This is a genomic window from Mesorhizobium amorphae CCNWGS0123, assembly GCF_001686985.1.
GTDB classification, from domain to species: domain Bacteria; phylum Pseudomonadota; class Alphaproteobacteria; order Rhizobiales; family Rhizobiaceae; genus Mesorhizobium; species Mesorhizobium amorphae.
Genome location: NZ_CP015318.1, coordinates 303,502 through 322,840 on the forward strand (window position 1 = coordinate 303,502; position 19,339 = coordinate 322,840).

Consider the following 19,339-nt stretch of genomic DNA (forward strand, 5'->3'; position numbering starts at 1 on the left):
GCCAGAGCGTGTCATGGCCGAGCCATCGCCGAAAACAGGTCCGTTGGGGTAGATTGACGCTGTTCTAGTCGGCGGTCGCTGCTCCCGCCCGTAACCGAGGGAGCCAAATTCGATGCACCCATTTTCACGGCTGGTGGCCGGTTTTGGTATGGTGCGATCGCACCATACCTTTGGGTAACCCGGCGTTTCCGGGGCGCCGCGAGCAAATCGCGTGCGGCGGCGACCGCCCATCCAGGGACGGTGCACGGCCGCGCGCGGAGATAAGATGTTAGCCGGCGCTGCGCTGGACCTGACTGTCTGCGCCGATCCAGCGCTCAAGCTTTTCGAGCAGCGCCCTTGGGCTGATCGGCTTGGGCAGATAGTCGTCCATGCCGGCCTCCAGGCAGCGCTCGCGGTCGCCCTTGAGCGCATGCGCGGTGACGCCGACGATCGGCACATGCGTGCCCGTCTCTTCCTCGAGCCGGCGAATGGCGGCTGTCGCCTCCAGCCCGTTCATCTCCGGCATCGACACGTCCATCAGGATCATGCGCGGATTGAGCCTGCCGAAGGCGTCGAGCGCCTTGCGGCCATTGCCGACGATTTCGAAGCCGTAGCCGGTCTCGCCGAGAATCTGGGTGAACACCATCTGGTTCACCTCATTGTCCTCCGCGACCAGAATGTCGAGCCCGCGCTCGCCCGTGGCCCGGACGCGCGCCCGAACCGGCGGCGGTTGCAGTTGGGCCCGCACCGAGGCGGTCGAGGACGGCTGTGCCGTCGACAGCGCCTGAGCGCCCCCGCCGCTCGCCAGGGGCAGTACGCGGTTCGCCTCCTCACTGTGGTGGTGGCGCTGGATGGTGGCCACCAGCGTCTCCAGCAACACCGATGAGCGCGCCGGCTTGATCAGCTGGGCATCGATGCCGAGGTCGCGGTAGCTGGTGTTGGCGAGAGACTGGTCGACGGAGGTCAGCATGATGATCGGCGTATGGGCGAGACCGGCGGTGTTGCGCACGATCCGCGCCATCTCGGCGCCGCTCATGTTGGGCATCTGGTAGTCGAGCACGACGCAGTCGACCGGAACGCCATAGGCGGCGGCTGCGATCAGCACCTTCAGCCCTTCGGCACCGCTTTCGGCCGCGCAGGAATCGAAGGTCCACGACGCCATCTGCTCGCTCAGGATCGACCGGTTGACGGCATTGTCGTCGACGATCAGCACGCGTGCGCCGGTCACGTCCACCGGCATGATCCGTTGCCCGCCTTGCTGCTCTGCCCTGGGCAGCGTCACCGTGAACCAGAAGGTCGAGCCCTTGCCTTCGGCGCTCTCCACGCCGATCTCGCCTTCCATCAGCTCGACCAGCCGCGAGGTGATGGCGAGGCCTAGCCCGGTGCCTTCATGCCGCCTGGTCGACGAGGTGTCGACCTGGTTGAATTTCTCGAAGACGGCTTTCAGCTTCTCCTCGGGAATGCCGATGCCGGTGTCGGTGACCGAGATGGTGAGCTTCGTTCCCGCGGGAACCCGGACGCCGGTGACATCGACCAGCACATGGCCTTCATCGGTGAACTTCACCGCATTGCCAAGCAGGTTGGTAACGATCTGCCTTACGCGCCCGACATCGCCGATGAACTGGCTTTCGAGGCCGGGCTGGACACGCACGATGAGCTCGAGGTCCTTCTCCTTGGCGCGTGTCGACACCAGCGTCGCCACGTCCTCGATGGCCTCGGCAAGGTTGAAGGGCGCCGGGTCTAGCACGAGCTGGCCGGCATCGATCTTGGAGAAATCCAGGATATCGTTGATGATGGTCAAAAGCGCGTTGCCCGACTTGACGATGATGTCGGTGAACGTCTTCTGCTTCGGGTCGAGGTCGGACTTGGCGAGCAGCTCGGCCATGCCGAGCACACCATTCATCGGCGTGCGGATCTCGTGGCTCATATTGGCCAGGAATTCCGACTTGGCGCGGTCGGCAAGCACGGCGCGCTGGCGCGCCTCGCTGAGCTCTGCCTCGCGCTGCTTCAGCTCGGTGATGTCGGTGGTCGAGCCGATCAGGTAGAGCGAGCCGTCGGATGCGATCATCGCTCCCTTGCGGGCGAACTGGTGCCGCACGCTGCCGTCGGCCAGCGTCACTGTCTCCTCGATCTCCTGCGTCTCGCCCGTGCGCAGCACCGCGAGATCGCTGGCGACGAAGGCTTCGCCGTCCGGTCCGAATATCTCGACGTCGGTCTTGCCGGTCGCCTCGTCCTTGGTAAAGCCGGTGAGATCGCACCAGCCCTTGTTGACGTAGAACTGCCTGAGGTCGGAGCGCTTGGCGTAGATCGACACCGGCACGTTGTCGATGAGGCTGCGGAACACCTCGTTCTCGCGCATGCTCTCTTCCAGCGCCCGCTCGCGCGCCTTGACGTCGGTGATGTCGGTGCTGGAACCAACCAGATGCACCGACCCGTCGAGCGCCACCAGCCGGCTCTTGCGCGTCATCAATTGCCGCAGCGTGCCGTCGCGATGGGTAACGGGCTCCTCGACCTCCAAGACCTTGCCGGTGACCACCACCTCTGTGTCGTCATGGCTGTAGCTTTCGGCATCCTTGCTGCCGAACAGCTGGCGGTCGGTTCGCCCGATGACTTCCTCCTTGGCAAGGCCGGTCAACGCGCACCAGGCCTTGTTGACGAATTCGATGCCGAGATCCTGGGCCTTGATGAAGGCCGCCACCGGCAATTCGTCCATGACATGCCGGAACAGGTCGAGCTGGCGCATCGAGTCATGCAGCGCCTTCTCGCGGCTCTTGATATCGGAAATGTCGACGCGCACCCCGATGAAGGTGCCGTCGTCGGTCCGCATGTCGTAGACCTGGTACCAGCGGCCGTCGGGATTGAGGCGCTCGTAGGACGAGTTGGGCAGTCGGTAGCGGGCGAGGATGGCGTCCAGCCAGACGTCGATTTCGCCATCGTAGAGCCTGTCGATCTCGGCATCGCCGCTCAGCCGGAAATAGCCGGCCGAATGTCCCAGTTCCAGCGCCTCGCGGAAGCTGCGACCGGGCTGCCATGCCGGCTTCAGCGCCGGCAGCGTGTCCTGCAGCTTGCGGTTGGCGAAAACGAACTTGTCGTCGCGGTCGTAGATGATGACGGCGGCCGGCAGCGATTCCAGCACGGTGGCAAGGTTCTTGCGGGCCTCCTCTGCTTCCGTCTCGCGCCGCTTGATCACCGCCTCGGCCAGCCGCGATTTCTCCAGCGCCTCGGCGAGCTCGGCCTCGCGATCCTTCATCTCGGTGACATCGACATAGGAGATCAGCCGCTTGCCCCCGGCCAGCGGCGCCAGCGATGCAATCAGCGTACGGCCGTCATTGCGCGGCAATTGCCTGGAGCCTGCCACACCGGCCATGATTTCGGCCTCGCGCTCCACGATGTGGCTCTGCCATACCGCGTCGTCGGTGCCGTAGGGGTCCGTGTCGCGGCTGGCCTGCATCAGCTCGCGGAAACCGCAGCCCATCCCGGCGCGCTTGGGATCGATTTCCCAGAAGTCATAGAAGGCGCGGTTGATCACCTCGGCGCGCATGTCCGCATCGAGGACAAGGACGCCGATCGGCATCTGATCGACCATCGTGCGGAGATTGGCGAAGGTCTCGGTGATCTTGGCGTTGGCGCTTTCGATCTCGGCGTCGCGACGCTTGACCTCGGTGACGTCGTAGTAGGTCAACAGCCGCCTGCCGCCTGACAGGGTGGTGACCGAGAACATCATCGTCCTGCCGTTGGCGTGAAGAAACTCGCGTGGCGCGACGGAACCGGCGCGAATCTCCTCGATACGGGTGGCGAGGTAGCGCTGCCATTGCTGCTCGTCGAGGTCGCCATAGATGCCGTTGCGGCGGTTGAGCTCCATCAGCAGGCTGAACGGAGCACCGACGGTCACGGCGCCGTCCGGAATCCTGGAGAGTTCGCGATAGGCCTTGTTGACGATCAGCGTGTCGAGCCGGGCGTCGAGAAGCACGACGCCCATGTGCATGGCATCCATCGTCCGCTCGAGATCGGCGAGATGCTGTTTGCTGTCCTCGCCGCGTTGCACGCCGTTCTGCCCGAGTTCCTCGAAGGCGCTGGCGAGCGCCGTCACATTGCGGCCCACGCCACGATAGCCGGCAAAGTTGCCCTCGCCGTCGAAGCGTGGCAGGCCGGTGATCGAAACCCAACGGCAATCGCTACGGCCGCCCTTCAGCTCATAGACAAAATCGCGAAACGGCCGCTGCGCCTGCAGATCCTCCAGATGCGCAGCTGCACTTCGGCTGCCCTTCAGCACCTGCTTGAGGAAATCGAAGCGGAAGCGGCCGAGAACGCTGGCGGGTTCAATGCCGGTGGCCGCCTGATAATTGTCCGAAAGCCGGGAAAACCGCAGCTCGGCATCTGTTTCCCAGGTCCAGTCGGCGGCCGCGTCGAGCAGCGCCTCGGGCGAAGCCGCCTGCCCTTCGGGCGCTGCCGCGTCGTCGCCACGCGCAACCGCCTTGCGGGGAGCGTGCTTGCCAGCCGTCCCGACCGTCTCGTCCACTTCCGCCATGCCGCTCCCACCCCCAGGACCGAACCCCCTTCGCGGCCCGTCGGCGGAATGTGCCCGAGAAGCATTAACGGACCGCTAACCATAACAAATCGCAGCCGGCCTCCGGCTCGCATTCCGGACCGGCCCCGACTGCGGCATTGCATCGGTTGTCGGCCACGGCTCAGCCGCGTTATAAGTATATTGGGGTGTTGCTAATGTTCGGACGGTTCCTGCTTGTTTTCCTTTTCCCGGCGCTGCTTGCAGCGGGCGGGTGCGCGCGCAGCGGCGATGGCACCGTGGTCATCCCGAAGCCGCTCGACGTCAGGCGTATCTGGGACAAGCCTCCACCCCATGCGCAAACCAGCCAGTCGCAGGTGGGTGTCTTTCCGGTCGCACCACCGCAGGCACCAGCACGCTCGGCTGCCCGCAGGCTCGCCCCGCCGCCCACCCGGGCAAGACGGGTCACATCCGCTCCTGCGCCCCTCACGTCTTCCGACCCGGCCGCGGTGCTCGCCTGCAGGAATGTCAGCAAACCCGGCACGCGCTACCGCGTCGTCTGCGAATAGATTCGGCGAGCGAGACTTGCCCGAGAGTTTGACTGCACCCTGAAAGATGCAGCGGGTTTCCGTTCGGAGTTGCGCAAAGGACAGTCGCTACAGCAACTCCAGGAAAAGTGCGTAGCAGTTCTCCGTCCGGAGTTTGCGTAAAAACAAAGGGTTAGAGCGATGCCGCGCCCTTCCTGGGTTCCTTTGCGCCAAGCTTCTCCAGGGCGATGCGGACTTGCCGCAATTCGTCCTGCCAGCCGTCATCGTCGCCCATCGGTCCTTCCGATGCCGCGCGCTGCAACCCGCGCGCCTCGGATTCGATGTCACGAAGCCTGGCGATCTTCTGTTCGGTGGTCAGGGACTGGTCCTCGACAATCTCCTGCACCTTCATTTCCCTGAATGTGACCATGGCGATGGCTCCGGTTGGTCGTCTGTCACAACGCGGCAGCCGGCAAGCCGTTCCGGCGGGGAGCCCGCTCACCTGGATCGGGGTGACGGCCGGCCAGCCATCCGTCGAAAAGCCAGTCCGCTGGGAAAAAGGCCGGTCCGACCACCCGCACCGGCCGCGCGCCGGCCAGCTTCTCGATCGCACAAAACTACAGTTTCCTTTCAAGATTGAGACAGGCGAAAGGCAGTGCCGGCGCCACCATCTGCCGGCACGGTCAAGCGTGACCAATTTCACGGTGCTCGGCCGCTTCCTGTGAAACCTTTGTCCGACATCCCGCGTTGTAGGCAAAAAGGAGGGCGAAGATGTCTATCCACTTCACCGTCTCGGGGCTGACAAGGAACCTGATCCACTCGCTTGGACTGGATCATGAGTGGTGGCCAAAAGCCCTGACCCCGGAGCAGAAACTGTTGGTGGAATGCTATCTGGCCGGCCAGATTCCGGAATCGGCCTGGAACGACTACGTGTTCGAGATGCCCGAGCTGGAACGGCACGTCAACGCCAGGCGCGGACGCCATTGAGCCTGCATCGGCCGGTCGCGAAGCGAGCCGCCTGCGCCGGCAGGCGACCGCTATTGCTTCGGTGACTTGAACTGCAGCGTAAACACGTTACCCGCAACGCCCTTGGCAAGCGCCGGCGAAAAGGTCAGCGGCAGGCAGTTCTGCAACGCGGCAGTCGCGGCATCGACAAAGGCCTTGCGCGCCTTTTCGTCACCGGCCACCTTGATGGCCGTCGGCTTGGGCGGGCCGATGAGCGTGCCGTCGCGCCTGAAGCTGAAGCTCAATGTGACCGTCGAATTGCCGGCATCCGCCGGCGGCGTCCAGCACGCCTGGATCGCCGTTGCGACATCGTTCATGGTGTCGAGCGATGCGGCATTCGATTGACCGATTGCCGCCATCAATACTGTTCCCACAATCGTCGACAGTGCTGTGCCGCTTTTCATTTGCAGGTCCTCGTTTCTTCCACCGGTTGCCAGTCCGCACAGGACAACTGAAATCGATGATAGGGTCGGCGCCGGCAATGACAATATGTTTCGCAAGCACTTGATGCAGGCGCCGTTTCGCTGGCCTGCTCATACCTCTCGGGACAGGAACCTCTTGAAAAGCAAAAAGGCCGGCGCATGGCCGACCTTTCCTTCCACATCTCGATCCGCGCCAGTACATCCGTGGTCGCAGGCTGGAGGTGAATTGCCAATCAGTAGACAAGGCTTTGGTTAACGAATTCTTTCTTTCGAACCGCGCCATCACGTCTTGGCTTGCGATTTCACATAGGCGATATAGCCGCGCACGTCGGCGGCCGGCTCGGCATAGGCCTTGCCGAGCTTCTTTTCGACCGCCGCCACATATTCCTTTGCCCATTTGGGCAAGGCGTAGTCGATGACCGCCAGGAACTCGAGCGTTGCCGCCAGACGGATGTCGGCGATCGACGGGTTCTTGCCGCCGATGAACGGCTTGCCGTCCCGGAAGAAGCTGTGAAACACCTCCAGCGGCTCGGCGATCGCGGCCATCGCCGCCTTCTGGGCTTCGGACTTCTTGTCGGGATGGGCGTCGCTGTGGCCGACCTCGCCGGCATATTGCGGGAAGCCGAGGAACGGATAGGTGGCACGCGCCACATAGGGGTAGAGCGTGCCGACCAGGTAGAACATGGCACTGTCGATCATCGCCCGCTTGGCCGGCGCCTTGGGATAGAACTTCTCCAGCCCATGCTTGTTGGAGAGGTATTGCATGATGGCGCAGCTTTCCCACAGCACGCCCCTGGGAAGGCCCTTGTCCTCGATCATCGGCGTCAGATGCGCCGGGTTGCGTGCCATGAATTCCGGCGAGCGGGTGTGGCCCCAAGCGTCGGTCTCCGCGGCATCCAGCCCGGCCGCACGCGCAAACACCCGGACGGTCATGTTGTTGACGCTGGGCTTCAGCATGCTGAGTTTCAACGCGGGTTTCTTCGCCGGCTTGGCTTTTACCTTATGCGCGGCTTTTGCCGTCGCCTTCGCAGCCGGTTTGGCCGCGGCCTTCGCCGACACCTTTGCGGCAGGTTTTGCCGATGCCTTCGCCGGCTTTGCCGCTGTTTTGGCCGTGGGTTTCTTCGCACTCTTCATCGCTGTCTTGGCCATGTGTTCCTCCCTCTGTTTTTGTTTCAGTATGGGTTCTTCGGCGCCCGGCCGTCCGACAAGGTGGCGCGGGAGCGCTCGACCAGCGCCTGGATCGCGTCGGCGAGATGCACTTCCGCAATGTTGTAGTCGCCGCGCGCGACGCGGATCTTGTGCGCTTCCATCAGCACGTCGGCATGGGTGAAGCCTGCCGGCGGTTCGAAGCGGTAGGACGCCAGCTCGATCAACAGCCCAAGCGGATCCTCGAAATAGATCGAATCCATAAAGCCGCGATCCTTGACGCCGCTGTGCTTGATGCCACGCTCGTCGAGCCGGGCGACCGCCTGCAGGAAGGTGACGCGCGACACCGCAAACGCGATGTGGTGGACGCAGCCCGGATCGGTCGGCGTGCGGCGTTTTTCCGGCGTGCGGCTCTCATCGGTGAAGATGGTGATCAGCCTTCCGTCGCCCGGATCGAAATAGAGATGGCTTTCGCTGGCCTTGTCGAGGTTGGGCTGCTCGAAGATGAACGGCATGCCGAGCACGCCTTCCCAAAAATCGATCGAGGTCTGGCGCCCGGCGCCGACCAACGTGATGTGATGGACGCCCTGCGATTGCAGCTTCTGCATTTGGCCTTCCTCCCAGGGAGTTTCCTGCCTTGCCGGAACGCACCGCGTTCCGATTGGCACCTTCGGAACAAGCTCGGCAGCTCGCCCGGATTTGCTCCCCTGCGCCCCATATCCCGCGCACCTTGTGATGCTGCGGCCCGAGGCTTTCGTGACCCGATGCTAATTCAATCGGCCGGGATGCGCCAGAAGCGACCGACAATTGCGGTCGGCCAGTTTCAATAAAATATGATGATTTCAATCAACTAATGTAGTAGCGCCTTCCCGGACCGCGCCTCGGGGCGCGACCGACGGCTAGAATACAGGTTTGGCAAGATGGGATTCACGGAACGGTTTGAGAGCTTCGGCGCCAGTCCTGCGCTGATTTTCCCCGATCGCGAGCCCATCTCGTACCGCGGGCTTGCCCGCCGCGTGGCGGCACAGGCCGCCAGCTTCGGTAGTGAAAAGCGCCTGGTCGCCGTGGTCGCGGAGCCGAGCGAACATGCGGTCATCGCCTATCTGGCGGCTCTGCATGGCGGCCACGCCGTGGCTCTGTTGCCGCCTTGCAAGCCGTCGGTGCTCGATGACTTCGTTGCGGATTTCTCGCCCGATGGCGTATGCAGGTCGGTGGACGGCCGCTTCCGCTGCATGATGGGATCCACCAATCCAGACGGTGGCCTCCACGCCGATCTGGCACTGCTGCTCGGCACCTCGGGCAGCACCGGCAAGAGCCGATACGTCAGATTGTCGGCCGGCGCCGTTCAAGCCAATGCCAGCTCCATCGCCAGCTATCTCGAACTTGAGGAGCGGGACAGCGCGGCACTCATCCTGCCGTTCCACTATTCCTACGGGCTCTCGGTCCTGAATTCGCATCTGATCGCGGGAGCGAGCCTCTACTTCGCGCGCAAAGGCGCATCGGATGCAGGCTTCGCGCGAGAGGTTCGCGATGCCGGCTGCACCAACATCAGCGGCGTCCCCTATTCGTTTGAGCAGATGGATCGGGCGGGTTTCCTGGAGCACGAACTGCCCGCGCTGCGTTTCATGACGGTTGCCGGAGGACGCATGCCGCCGGATCTCGCCACGACATTTCACCGCCATCTCGCCGATCGGCAAAAACGCTTTTTCATGATGTACGGGCAGACCGAGGCGACAGCCAGGATCGCTTACGTCCCTCCGCACCGATTGGAAGGCAATGTCGGGTCCATTGGCATCGCGATCCCGGGCGGCTCACTGCGGCTGGTGGATGACGCCGGCAATTCGATAGAGCAACCAGGCCAGCCCGGAGAACTCGTCTACGGCGGACCGAACATTATGATGGGTTACGCCAGCCAACGTTGCGATCTCGCAAAGGGAGCCGGGATCGCCGAGCTGCGCACCGGCGATATCGCCACAAGGGACAAGAACGGCTTCTTCACGGTGATCGGCCGGCTGAAGCGAATGTCGAAGATTGCCGGCCTGCGCCTCAGCCATGAAGCGATCGAGGCTGCGCTCGACGAAGCCGGGATCGCGGCCGCCGTCGTGGGTGACGATGATCGCATCCTGGCGGTGGTGACATCCGAACACGCAGATGAACAGGTGCTGCCGGTCTTGATGGCGGCAACCGGCTTGCCGCGGCCGCATCTCGAGGTCGAAAGGACGCAATCCCTGCCGCGCCTCGCTTCGGGCAAGGTCGACTATGCTTCGCTGCATGCTCGCCTTCAGGCTTTGCGCCCGCCGCCCCGTGCCGGCGTGCTCGCGGCTTTTGCAAGCGCCTTTTATCCGAGACATGTCGGCGTCGACGACACATTCGAAAGCCTGGGCGGCGACTCCCTTCTCTACGTCCAGCTGTCGCTTGCCTTGGAACGCGAACTCGGCAGCGTTCCGCCGGGTTGGGAGACCATGCGGATTGCCGAGCTCTGCCGCGCCGGACAGCAGCCCGGCGAGCGTCAGTCGGTCGACAGCCAACTTGTCCTGCGCGCCGTCGCCACTCTGATGGTGGTCGTCCATCACGCCTCGCTCTGGCCCATCCCCGGCGGCGCCGCGATCCTGGTCATGCTGGTGGGATACAGCCTGGCGCGTTTCCAGCGACAGAGGCTGTTTGCCGGCGACGTTGCCGGCGTGTTGCGCCCGCTGGCACTTGTGCTCGTACCTTACCTGCCGATCGTGGCGGGGTTTTCGCTCGCCCAGGGTGAGATCCTGTGGCCGTCCTTTTTGCTGATCGGCAATCTTGGCTTCGTCCAGCCACCGCACATGATGCCGTATCTCTACTGGTTCGTGGAAGCCTATGTTCAGATCATGCTTGTCTGGGCCGCCATGTTCGGGCTCCCGAAACTGCGCGCCTTTGCCGGAAGCCACCCATTTGCCTTCGGAATGATCCTGTTGGCGGCCGCGACAGCGGCCAAGTTCCTCGTCCCCCTTCTCTGGAACATTGGCGGCCCGCAGATCTTCACTTTGCCCGACGTCTTCTACCTCACGGCCCTTGGCTGGTGCGTGCACTTCGCCACCTCCCGGCAGAAGCGGCTGACGTTGATCGTGGTGGTGACTTTGTTGTGCCCGGTGCTCGCCTGGATGGGGGGCAACTGGCTCGGCTCCTGGGTGAAATTCGCCTCGGTGTTCGGCGCCGTTCTCGTCCTCATCAACGCCCGGCGCATCGCGTTGCCGAGCGGACTGGTGCAAATGGTCTTGCCGATCGCCGCCGCCAGCTATCACATCTACCTGTTTCACAGGATCGTGCCGGAGTGGCTGCTGCCGAGCCCGGACCTCGCCGTCTCGCAGCCTGTTGTAACGATCGCCGCGGTCGCTATTGGCCTTCTATCCGGACTGGGAGCCTTCGCGTTGCAGCAGCAACTGACCAGATGGCTCGCCCTGCAACAGGCGCGCGCCGGAAGCCTCGCCTTCAATTGAAGACGCCAGGCTGCTGCATGTTCTGATTGTCTTGGTACGCCCAAGGGGAATCGAACCCCTGTTCCCGCCGTGAGAGGGCGGTGTCCTGACCGCTAGACGATGGGCGCGTTCAAGAACCGGCGATATAGGCTGACGGTTGGGAAAAAGCAACTGGGCTTCCGACGTTTGCCGAAAGCCGCGAAATGACTGTTGCAGGTCTAGCGTTTCGGCTCGATCAGGTCCCACAGATTTCCGTAGAGATCGGCGAACACCGCCACCGTGCCGTAAGGCTCATGGCGCGGCGCTTCGCGGAATTCGACACCCTTTTCCGTCATCGCCTGATGATCCCTGGCAAAGTCGGAGGTTTCGAGGAACAGAAAGACGCGGCCGCCGGTCTGGTTGCCGATGCGGCTTGCCTGCGCCGCGTCTGACGCTTCGGCCAGCAGCAGTCTGGCGCCTTCGCCGTCGGCAGGCGTCACCGTGACCCAGCGCTTGCCGTCACCGAGATCGACATCCTCGGTCAGGACAAAGCCCAGCCGCTCGACATACCAGTCGATCGCCTCGTCATAATTCCTGACGACGAGAGCGACTGTCGCCACCCTGCGATGTTCGGCGAACCCGGTCATCGTTGGGGCCCGGTCATTTGTTCCGGATCGCAAAACGGCCGATGATGCGGCGCTCGGCGATGTCGTAGACGAAGATGGTGCGGCTGCCGTCGGCAAGCTCGGCATCGATCGAGATGCGGTTGCCGGACAGCGACTGGCTGACCACCCTCGCGCCGACGGGCAGCACGATGTCGCCGCTGACTGGCTCGCCGGCCGGCACCTGGATGTCGCTGGCCAGCGGCGGGCTGGCGGGTGGCGCGTTGCGGGCTTTGTAGACAAGCGCTCCGATCACCACCATAAGGGCGAGCAACAACAGGCCGAGGTTGATGGCCATGAAGCGCAAGAGTTTCTTCCGCACGCTTTCGACTTCGGGGTCGAGCGGCTTTTCTTGTTCTTCGTCGGCAATTGGCCTGGCCATGGCAAAAATTCCGGAACTTTCTTTCGATGAGCGCTCATAGCGAAGAGGCCCCTGGATTGATAGAGGACCAATTCATAGAGGCCGCGCCGACCGTGCTGGAGGCCGGCACCGAGGCGGCCGGCCAGCGCCTCGACCAGTGGCTGGCCGGAATGCTCGGGCCGGAAATGTCGCGCAACCGGGTGCAGATGCTGATCAAGCAGGGCGCGGTCAGGATTGGCGGCAAGCCTGTCGACGAGGCCAAGCGCAAGCTGGCCGCCGGCGACGTGGTGTCGGTCGTCATGCCGGAGCCGGAGCCGGCCACGCCGCAAGGCGAGGCGATCGCCCTCGACATCCTCTATGAAGATGCCGAGTTGATCGTCATCGACAAGCCGGCCGGGTTGGTCGTCCATCCCGGCGCCGGCAACTGGACCGGCACGCTGGTCAACGCGCTGATCCACCATTGCGGCGACAGCCTGTCCGGCATTGGCGGCGTCAAGCGGCCGGGCATCGTGCATCGGCTGGACAAGGAAACAAGCGGCGTCATGGTCGTCGCCAAGACCGACCGTGCCCACAAGGCGCTGTCGGAGGCCTTTGCCGACCATGGCCGGACCGGCGACCTCCAGCGCGCCTATCTCGCTTTGGTCTGGGGCATCCCGCCGAGGCCGACCGGCAAGGTCGATGCGCCGCTCGGCCGCGCCGCCGACCGCGTGCGCCGCGCCGTGGTGCCGGAAGGCCGCGACGATGCCCGCCACGCCGTCACCCATTTCACCGTGGTCGAGCGCTTTGGCGAGCAGCAGCAGGAGTTCGCGACCGCCAGCCTGGTCGAGTGCCGGCTGGAAACCGGCCGCACCCACCAGATCCGCGTCCACATGGCCCATATCGGCCATCCCGTGGTTGGCGATCCCGATTACGGCCAGGCCTTCCGCACCAAGGCCAACCGTTTGCCCGAGCCGCTGCGAAGCGAGGTCAAGGCATTTCCGCGACAGGCACTGCACGCGCGCCTACTTGAATTTCGCCACCCGGTCACCCATCTGACGATGAGGTTCGAGGCACCGATACCGAGGGACATGGAGGCACTCGTTGGCGGGTTCCGCAAGCTCTGAACCGATCATCAAAATGCTTCAAACCAACCATCAAGAAACCTGACTGGCGTTGTTCACTTTGGCGTGACACACTGTTTCGTGTTGAACAAATGCCTGTCTTTTCTGGTTTTGTTCCTATATACACCAGTTGCCGCGAGCGAGCCTTTTTTGGTGCTCGCGTCACATGCCCGCCGCGTTTCGGGGGCATCACTCCAATAGAGAGGGGGCGCTACCATGGCCCAGTCACTACCCAGTATCGTTTCCGGCGAAGGCGGCCTCAGCCGCTACCTGGAAGAAATCCGCCGCTTTCCGATGCTTCAGCCGCAGGAAGAGTATATGCTCGCCAAGCGCTATGCAGAGCATGAGGACACCACGGCTGCGCACAAGCTCGTCACCAGCCATTTGCGGCTCGTCGCCAAGATCGCCATGGGCTATCGCGGCTACGGCCTGCCGATCGGCGAGGTGATCTCGGAAGGCAATGTCGGCCTGATGCAGGCCGTCAAGAAATTCGAACCGGAGCGCGGCTTCCGGCTCGCCACCTATGCCATGTGGTGGATCAAGGCCTCGATCCAGGAGTACATCCTGCGCTCGTGGAGCCTGGTCAAGATGGGCACCACCGCCAACCAGAAGCGCCTGTTCTTCAACCTGCGCAAGGTGAAGGGCAAGATCCAGGCGCTCGACGATGGCGATTTGAAGCCCGACCAGATCGCCGAGATCGCCACCCGCCTCAACGTGTCCGAGGCGGAAGTGGTGTCGATGAACCGCCGCCTGTCGGGCGACGCTTCGCTCAACGCGCCCATCCGGGCGAGCGAAGGCGAGTCCGGCGAATGGCAGGACTGGCTGGTCGACGACCACGAAAGCCAGGAAGAGATGCTGATCGAGCAGGATGAGCTGGAAAACCGGCGCGCCATGCTGTCCGGCGCTCTTGCCGTGCTCAACGAGCGCGAGCGGCGCATCTTCGAGGCGCGTCGCCTCGCCGAGGAGCCGCTGACGCTGGAAGAGCTGTCGACCGAGTTCGACATCAGCCGCGAGCGCGTGCGCCAGATCGAGGTGCGCGCCTTCGAGAAGGTGCAGGACGCGGTCAAGGCCGCCGCCAAGCGTCAGATGCAGGCGCTGCGCACCATCGAGGCGCAGCCGGCGGCGTAAGGCTGCCGCGCATCGAACAATAACAAAACGGCGGCACCAGGATCTGGCGCCGCCGTTTTTATTTTAGCTCAGCGTCCACGATTGGCGAAGGCGGCGAACCAGCCCTTTCTCCCCGTCTCTATACGGGGAGAAAGAAGGCTCACGCGGTCGGCTGCTTGGTCTTTCTCAGATAGGGCAGGATCGTATCGAAGGCGCCGAAGCGCTTGATCGCGTCTTCGTTGGAGACCGCGACGGTGATGATCACATCCTCGCCCTGCTTCCAGTTGGCCGGCGTCGCCACCTGGTGCTTGGCCGTCAGCTGGATGGAATCGATGACGCGCAGGATCTCGTCGAAGTTGCGGCCGGTGGTCATCGGATAGGTGAGCACCAGCTTGATCTTCTTGTCCGGGCCGATGACGTAGACCGACCGCACCGTGGCATTGTCGGCGGGCGTGCGGCCTTCCGAGGTCTCGCCGGCGCCCGCCGGCAGCATCTCGTAGAGCTTGGCGACCTTGAGTTCCTTGTCGCCGATCAGCGGATATTTCACCACCTGGCCGGTCGCGGTCTTGATGTCGTCCTGCCATTTGTCATGGCTCGAAACCGGGTCGACCGAAATACCGATGATCTTGACGTTGCGTTTTTTGAATTCGCCCTCCAGCCCGGCCATGGTGCCAAGCTCGGTCGTGCAGACCGGCGTGAAGTTCTTCGGATGGCTGAACAGCACCGCCCAGCCGTCGCCGATCCATTCATGGAAGCTGATTGTGCCTTGCGTGGTTTCGGCCGTGAAATCCGGCGCGATGTCGTTGATACGAAGACTCATGATGTGTCCCTACCCTTTGACTTGCCGCCGGCACAGTCAGCCCGCCGGCGCCGCCTGGTCTTCTTAGCACTGTAGGAGCATCCTTAAAACGCTGGCGGACACCGGCGGCCGGGACCTGCGGCGAAAAATTTTCGCCCATTTCGTGGAAATGCGGCAATTCTTCCGGGGCACCCTCAGCCGGGCAGTGCTCAGGCCTTCTTCACCGCCAGGGTGACCGCCAGATCCTCCATGCGCTGGGCCAGCGCACCAAGCGCGCTGGTCAGCACGGAATCGCTCTTGTCGGCCTTGGTCAGCGCCTCGTCGCGCGTCTTGCGCAAGGTCAGCACTTCGCTTTCCATGCCCTTGACGCGTTTTTGCAGCTCCGAGAGCTCGTCCATGACCATGATGCCGGCCATAACGGTCAGCCGCTGGTCGCCGATCTCGCCAAAAGAGTCCTTCAGATGCGAAACATAGCGATCGAAGCGCTCGGCAAGATCGATCAGGTGCTCTTCCTGGCCCTCGTCGCAGGCCATGCGATACTGCTTGCCGTCGATTGAAACCGTAACCTGTGACATGGGCCTACCTGTCCAGCACCGCGCGAATGGTTTCCATCGCGGTCACCAGCCGGCGCGAGACTTCCTTGTTGGCATCTTCCAGCCGTTCGGCGCGCGCTTCGGAATTGTCGAGTTCCTGCGCCAGCCTGGAGCGGTCGGCGTTCATGCGCTGCACCTCGGCCTCGGCTTCCGAATAGTCGCGCTCGTGCTCGAGCTTGGCCGCGACGGCGTTTTCAAGGCCCTCGATGGCTTTACCCAGCCGGGCTATGACTTCCTTGAGCGTCGTTTCCCCGGTCATGGCTTTGTCCTGTACCCTGCCCATCACCGAATCGTTTGCGTTCAGAACGCGTTATTCAGGAAAGATTAGGCGCCGTGTGAAGGCGACGTCAACAAAGCTCTCGCGACTGTCCCCTGCTAACGCTAATGTAGAGGGGTTACGGCATCACAAGCCCGGCAAAAACGCACCGATTTGTTGACTCAAGGGCCGCGCCTGCTATGTGTCGCGCACCCTTCCCAGGCCTCTCCCAAGGCCCCAAACCCCCACCCCGGAGGAAGCATGACCTCGCGTGAACAACATGATCGGATGGCCAATGCGATCCGTTTTCTCTCCATGGACGCCGTCGAGAAGGCAAATTCCGGCCACCCCGGCCTGCCGATGGGCTGCGCCGACATCGCCACGGTGCTGTTCACCCGCTTCCTGAAATTCGACGCCAAGGCTCCGCATTGGGCCGATCGCGACCGCTTCATCCTGTCGGCCGGCCACGGCTCGATGCTGCTCTATTCGCTGCTGCATCTGACCGGCTACGAGGACATGACCCTCGACCAGATCAAGAATTTCCGCCAGCTCGGCTCGAAGACCGCGGGCCACCCGGAATACGGCCATGCCGAGGGCATCGAGACGACTACCGGCCCGCTCGGCCAGGGCCTTGCCAATTCGGTCGGCTTCGCGCTCGGCGAGCGCATCATGAACGCCGCCTTCGGCAACGACCTCGTCGATCACTACACCTATGTGCTGGCCGGCGACGGCTGCCTGATGGAAGGCGTCTCCCAGGAAGCCATCGCGCTGGCAGGCCATCTCAAGCTCAACAAGCTGATCGTGTTCTGGGACAACAACAACATCTCGATCGACGGCCCGGTTTCGCTCGCCGACAACACCGACCAGGTCGCCCGCTTCCAGGCCTCCGGCTGGAACGCCAGCCACATCGACGGCCAGGATCCGGAAGCGATCGCATATGCCATCGAGGCGGCGCGCCATTCCGACAAGCCGACCATGATCGCCTGCAAGACCACCATCGGCTTCGGCGCCCCGACCAAGGCCGGCACCAACAAGGCGCATGGCTCGCCGCTCGGCGCCGAGGAAATCGCCGGCGCAAGGAAGTTCTTCGGCTGGGATTCGGCTCCCTTTGAGATTCCGGCCGACATCCTCGACGCCTGGCGCGCTGTCGGCAAGGCCGGCGTCAAGGCGCGCACCGACTGGGAAGGCCGCCTCGCCAAGGCCGACGCCAAGCTGCAGGCCGAGTTCGAGCGCCGCCTCAGTGGCAAGCTGCCATCGAATTTCGACGCCGTCATCGCCGACTACAAGAAGAAGCTCTCGGCCGACAAGCCGAAGGTCGCCACCCGCAAATCGTCGGAAATGGCGCTCGAAGTGATCAACGGCGCGGTGCCGGAGACCATCGGCGGTTCCGCCGACCTGACCGGCTCCAACAACACCAAGACCAGCCAGACCAAGAACATCACGCCGGACGACTACGGCCAGCGCTACGTCCACTACGGCATCCGCGAGCATGGCATGGCGGCAGCGCTCAACGGGCTGACGCTGCATGGCGGCCTCATCGCCTATGGCGGCACCTTCATGTGCTTCTCCGACTATGCCCGTCCGTCGATGCGCCTTGCTTCGCTGATGGGCATCGGTTCGATCTTCGTCATGACCCATGATTCCATCGGCCTTGGCGAAGACGGCCCGACCCATCAGCCGGTCGAGCATCTGGCGGCACTGCGCGCCATTCCGAACCACAACGTGTTCCGCCCGGCCGACGCGGTCGAAACCGCCGAATGCTGGCAGTTGGCGATCGAATCGAAAAAGACGCCGTCGACGCTGGCGCTGACCCGCCAGAACCTGCCGACGGTGCGCACCGAATACGCCGCCGAGAACCTCAGCAGCAAGGGCGCCTACGAGCTTGCCGCCGCCAGCGGCGAAGCGGCTGTGACGATCTTCGCCACCGGTTCCGAGGTCGAGATCGCGCTTGGTGCCCGCGACTTGCTGGAAAAGCACGGTCATCCGACCCGAGTCGTCTCGGTGCCCTGCTTCGAACTGTTCGACCTGCAGAGCGAAGATTACCGCAAGAAGACGATCGGCAACGCGCCGGTGAAGATCGCCATCGAGGCCGGCATCCGCCAGGGCTGGGATCATCTCATCGGCACCGACGGCATCTTTGTCGGCATGACCGGTTTCGGCGCATCGGGCACGATCGAGCAGCTCTATCCGCATTTCGGCATCACCGCCGACGCGGCCGCGAAGGCGGCGGAAGCCCGCCTGCACGGCAAGTAAGCCATTGAGGGCCGGCGCGCGATTTGCTTCGGGCGATTTCGCGGGCTGGCCCAACCTAATCGATTTAAATCCAGGCCTTGCATGGCTGGATTCTTCGCCCGTCCGCAGCTATGAAGCAGCGGACCCAATCGCCTTCCAGCTCCCAGGGAGAGAAAAATGACCGTCAGAGTTGCCATCAACGGATTTGGCCGCATCGGCCGCAACATCCTGCGCGCCATCCACGAATCCGGCCGCAAGGACATCGACGTCGTCGCCGTCAACGACCTCGGCCCGGTCGAGACCAATGCGCACCTGCTGCGCTATGACAGCGTGCATGGTCGCTTCCCGCATGAAGTGTCGGTGTCCGGCGACCAGATCACCGTCGGCAAGGAGACCTTCAAGGTCACCGCCATCAAGGACCCGACGCAGCTGCCGTGGAAGGAACTCGGCATCGACATCGCGCTCGAATGCACCGGCATCTTCACCGCCCGCGACAAGGCCGCCGCGCACCTGACCGCCGGCGCCAAGCGCGTCCTCGTCTCGGCTCCGGCAGAGGGCGCCGACCTCACGGTCGTCTACGGCATCAACCACGACAAGCTGACCAAGGACCACATCGTCATCTCAAACGCCTCCTGCACCACCAACTGCCTGGCGCCGCTGGCCGCAGTGCTGCACGACGCAGTCGGCATCGAGAAGGGCATGATGACGACGATCCACTCCTACACCGGCGACCAGCCGACGCTGGACACCATGCACAAGGATCTCTACCGCGCCCGCGCCGCAGCCCTCTCGCAGATCCCGACCTCGACCGGCGCCGCCAAGGCGATCGGCCTGGTGCTGCCCGACCTCAAGGGCAAGCTCGACGGCATCTCGATCCGCGTGCCGACCCCGAACGTATCGGTCGTCGACCTCAAGTTCATCGCCAAGCGCGCGACCACCGTGCAGGAAATCAACGAAGCCGTGATCGCCGCCTCCAACGGCAAGCTGAAGGGCATCCTCGGCGTCACCCATCACCCGAACGTCTCGATCGACTTCAACCACGATCCGCACTCCTCGGTCATGGCGCTCGACCAGACCAAGGTCATGGACGGCAACTTTGTTTCGGTGCTGTCCTGGTACGACAATGAATGGGGCTTCTCCAACCGCATGGGCGACACCGCCGTCGCTTTCGGCAAGACCATCGCCTGATCGCAAGGCTCTCTTTTCGAGACCTGAAACGCC

General features: G+C 63.5%; 18 protein-coding genes and 1 tRNA gene. 8 read left to right on the top strand and 11 right to left on the bottom strand.

Annotated features, from left to right (window positions below):
* Positions 1–268 precede the first annotated feature (268 nt).
* On the bottom strand, positions 269–4,507 hold the full coding sequence (locus A6B35_RS01355; RefSeq protein ID WP_006200788.1) for a response regulator: 4,239 nt from the start codon (positions 4,505–4,507) through the stop codon (positions 269–271).
* Between the two features lie 194 nt (positions 4,508–4,701).
* On the opposite strand from A6B35_RS01355, the gene A6B35_RS01360 reads away from it, so the two are divergent.
* Positions 4,702–5,052: a hypothetical protein gene (locus A6B35_RS01360; protein ID WP_085983145.1), complete on the top strand. Its 351-nt coding sequence runs from the start codon at positions 4,702–4,704 to the stop codon at positions 5,050–5,052.
* Between the two features lie 151 nt (positions 5,053–5,203).
* On the opposite strand, the gene A6B35_RS01365 is transcribed toward A6B35_RS01360, so the two are convergent.
* Positions 5,204–5,440, bottom strand: coding sequence for a hypothetical protein (locus tag A6B35_RS01365; RefSeq protein WP_006200787.1), 237 nt, complete (start codon positions 5,438–5,440; stop codon positions 5,204–5,206).
* Here A6B35_RS01365 and A6B35_RS01370 point away from each other — a divergent pair.
* Both A6B35_RS01370 and A6B35_RS01375 read left to right on the top strand, forming a co-directional pair.
* Positions 5,439–5,735, top strand: coding sequence for a hypothetical protein (locus A6B35_RS01370; protein WP_065518137.1), 297 nt, complete (start codon positions 5,439–5,441; stop codon positions 5,733–5,735). The two genes, A6B35_RS01365 and A6B35_RS01370, sit on opposite strands and share 2 nt — an antisense overlap.
* A 46-nt stretch (positions 5,736–5,781) precedes the next feature.
* Positions 5,782–5,997 carry a hypothetical protein gene (locus tag A6B35_RS01375; RefSeq protein ID WP_006200785.1) on the top strand — a complete coding sequence of 72 codons (216 nt, stop codon included), beginning with the start codon at positions 5,782–5,784 and terminating at the stop codon, positions 5,995–5,997.
* Positions 5,998–6,047: 50 nt separating this feature from the next.
* Here A6B35_RS01375 and A6B35_RS01380 read toward each other — a convergent pair whose 3' ends face one another.
* The 3 genes from A6B35_RS01380 to A6B35_RS01390 form a co-directional block, all read right to left on the bottom strand.
* Positions 6,048–6,374: a hypothetical protein gene (locus A6B35_RS01380; protein ID WP_006200784.1), complete on the bottom strand. Its 327-nt coding sequence runs from the start codon at positions 6,372–6,374 to the stop codon at positions 6,048–6,050.
* Between the two features lie 345 nt (positions 6,375–6,719).
* Entirely contained in the window at positions 6,720–7,586 is an 867-nt protein-coding gene (locus A6B35_RS01385) for a glutathione S-transferase family protein (protein WP_006200783.1), read from the bottom strand.
* A 23-nt stretch (positions 7,587–7,609) separates the two neighbouring features.
* A complete protein-coding gene (locus A6B35_RS01390) occupies positions 7,610–8,191 on the bottom strand; it encodes a VOC family protein (RefSeq protein ID WP_006200782.1) in 582 nt (193 codons plus the stop codon).
* Between the two features lie 312 nt (positions 8,192–8,503).
* Between A6B35_RS01390 and A6B35_RS01395 the strand changes: the two genes are divergently transcribed.
* Positions 8,504–11,050 carry an AMP-binding protein gene (locus A6B35_RS01395; RefSeq protein ID WP_006200781.1) on the top strand — a complete coding sequence of 849 codons (2,547 nt, stop codon included), beginning with the start codon at positions 8,504–8,506 and terminating at the stop codon, positions 11,048–11,050.
* Positions 11,051–11,082: 32 nt separating this feature from the next.
* Here the strand turns inward: A6B35_RS01395 and A6B35_RS01400 are convergent.
* The 3 genes from A6B35_RS01400 to A6B35_RS01410 form a co-directional block, all read right to left on the bottom strand.
* Positions 11,083–11,157: transfer RNA gene (locus A6B35_RS01400), tRNA-Glu, on the bottom strand.
* Between the two features lie 90 nt (positions 11,158–11,247).
* Positions 11,248–11,655 carry a VOC family protein gene (locus A6B35_RS01405; protein WP_006200780.1) on the bottom strand — a complete coding sequence of 136 codons (408 nt, stop codon included), beginning with the start codon at positions 11,653–11,655 and terminating at the stop codon, positions 11,248–11,250.
* Positions 11,656–11,668: 13 nt separating this feature from the next.
* On the bottom strand, positions 11,669–12,052 hold the full coding sequence (locus tag A6B35_RS01410) for a hypothetical protein (RefSeq protein ID WP_006200779.1): 384 nt from the start codon (positions 12,050–12,052) through the stop codon (positions 11,669–11,671).
* 26 nt (positions 12,053–12,078) lie between these two features.
* On the opposite strand from A6B35_RS01410, the gene A6B35_RS01415 reads away from it, so the two are divergent.
* Together A6B35_RS01415 and rpoH are read left to right on the top strand one after the other, a co-directional pair.
* On the top strand, positions 12,079–13,134 hold the full coding sequence (locus tag A6B35_RS01415) for an RluA family pseudouridine synthase (protein ID WP_040582271.1): 1,056 nt from the start codon (positions 12,079–12,081) through the stop codon (positions 13,132–13,134).
* A 213-nt stretch (positions 13,135–13,347) separates the two neighbouring features.
* On the top strand, positions 13,348–14,259 hold the full coding sequence (gene rpoH / locus A6B35_RS01420) for an RNA polymerase sigma factor RpoH (protein WP_006200777.1): 912 nt from the start codon (positions 13,348–13,350) through the stop codon (positions 14,257–14,259).
* Between the two features lie 139 nt (positions 14,260–14,398).
* Here rpoH and A6B35_RS01425 read toward each other — a convergent pair whose 3' ends face one another.
* From A6B35_RS01425 to A6B35_RS01435, 3 genes are all read right to left on the bottom strand, one after another.
* Positions 14,399–15,058 (bottom strand): peroxiredoxin, encoded by a 660-nt coding sequence (locus tag A6B35_RS01425; RefSeq protein WP_006200776.1) that lies wholly within the window; start codon positions 15,056–15,058, stop codon positions 14,399–14,401.
* 188 nt (positions 15,059–15,246) lie between these two features.
* Positions 15,247–15,612, bottom strand: a complete 366-nt coding sequence (locus A6B35_RS01430; RefSeq protein WP_006200775.1) for a cell division protein ZapA — start codon at positions 15,610–15,612, stop codon at positions 15,247–15,249.
* Between the two features lie 4 nt (positions 15,613–15,616).
* Positions 15,617–15,889, bottom strand: a complete 273-nt coding sequence (locus A6B35_RS01435) for a DUF4164 domain-containing protein (protein WP_006200774.1) — start codon at positions 15,887–15,889, stop codon at positions 15,617–15,619.
* Positions 15,890–16,147: 258 nt separating this feature from the next.
* Between A6B35_RS01435 and tkt the strand changes: the two genes are divergently transcribed.
* Entirely contained in the window at positions 16,148–18,139 is a 1,992-nt protein-coding gene (gene tkt / locus A6B35_RS01440; RefSeq protein ID WP_006200773.1) for a transketolase, read from the top strand.
* Positions 18,140–18,295: 156 nt separating this feature from the next.
* Positions 18,296–19,306 (top strand): type I glyceraldehyde-3-phosphate dehydrogenase, encoded by a 1,011-nt coding sequence (gene gap, locus A6B35_RS01445; protein ID WP_006200772.1) that lies wholly within the window; start codon positions 18,296–18,298, stop codon positions 19,304–19,306.
* Positions 19,307–19,339: the final 33 nt, after the last annotated feature.

Bases quoted from the DNA above. Each gene is read 5' to 3' on its own strand.
- A6B35_RS01355 (WP_006200788.1), bottom strand. From the start codon at position 4,507: ATGGCGGAAGTGGACGAGACGGTCGGGACGGCTGGCAAGCACGCTCCC.
- A6B35_RS01360 (WP_085983145.1), top strand. From the start codon at position 4,702: ATGTTCGGACGGTTCCTGCTTGTTTTCCTTTTCCCGGCGCTGCTTGCA.
- A6B35_RS01370 (WP_065518137.1), top strand. From the start codon at position 5,439: ATGGCGATGGCTCCGGTTGGTCGTCTGTCACAACGCGGCAGCCGGCAA.
- A6B35_RS01365 (WP_006200787.1), bottom strand. From the start codon at position 5,440: ATGGTCACATTCAGGGAAATGAAGGTGCAGGAGATTGTCGAGGACCAG.
- A6B35_RS01375 (WP_006200785.1), top strand. From the start codon at position 5,782: ATGTCTATCCACTTCACCGTCTCGGGGCTGACAAGGAACCTGATCCAC.
- A6B35_RS01380 (WP_006200784.1), bottom strand. From the start codon at position 6,374: ATGGCGGCAATCGGTCAATCGAATGCCGCATCGCTCGACACCATGAAC.
- A6B35_RS01385 (WP_006200783.1), bottom strand. From the start codon at position 7,586: ATGGCCAAGACAGCGATGAAGAGTGCGAAGAAACCCACGGCCAAAACA.
- A6B35_RS01390 (WP_006200782.1), bottom strand. From the start codon at position 8,191: ATGCAGAAGCTGCAATCGCAGGGCGTCCATCACATCACGTTGGTCGGC.
- A6B35_RS01395 (WP_006200781.1), top strand. From the start codon at position 8,504: ATGGGATTCACGGAACGGTTTGAGAGCTTCGGCGCCAGTCCTGCGCTG.
- A6B35_RS01405 (WP_006200780.1), bottom strand. From the start codon at position 11,655: ATGACCGGGTTCGCCGAACATCGCAGGGTGGCGACAGTCGCTCTCGTC.
- A6B35_RS01410 (WP_006200779.1), bottom strand. From the start codon at position 12,052: ATGGCCAGGCCAATTGCCGACGAAGAACAAGAAAAGCCGCTCGACCCC.
- A6B35_RS01415 (WP_040582271.1), top strand. From the start codon at position 12,079: ATGAGCGCTCATAGCGAAGAGGCCCCTGGATTGATAGAGGACCAATTC.
- rpoH (WP_006200777.1), top strand. From the start codon at position 13,348: ATGGCCCAGTCACTACCCAGTATCGTTTCCGGCGAAGGCGGCCTCAGC.
- A6B35_RS01425 (WP_006200776.1), bottom strand. From the start codon at position 15,058: ATGAGTCTTCGTATCAACGACATCGCGCCGGATTTCACGGCCGAAACC.
- A6B35_RS01430 (WP_006200775.1), bottom strand. From the start codon at position 15,612: ATGTCACAGGTTACGGTTTCAATCGACGGCAAGCAGTATCGCATGGCC.
- A6B35_RS01435 (WP_006200774.1), bottom strand. From the start codon at position 15,889: ATGACCGGGGAAACGACGCTCAAGGAAGTCATAGCCCGGCTGGGTAAA.
- tkt (WP_006200773.1), top strand. From the start codon at position 16,148: ATGACCTCGCGTGAACAACATGATCGGATGGCCAATGCGATCCGTTTT.
- gap (WP_006200772.1), top strand. From the start codon at position 18,296: ATGACCGTCAGAGTTGCCATCAACGGATTTGGCCGCATCGGCCGCAAC.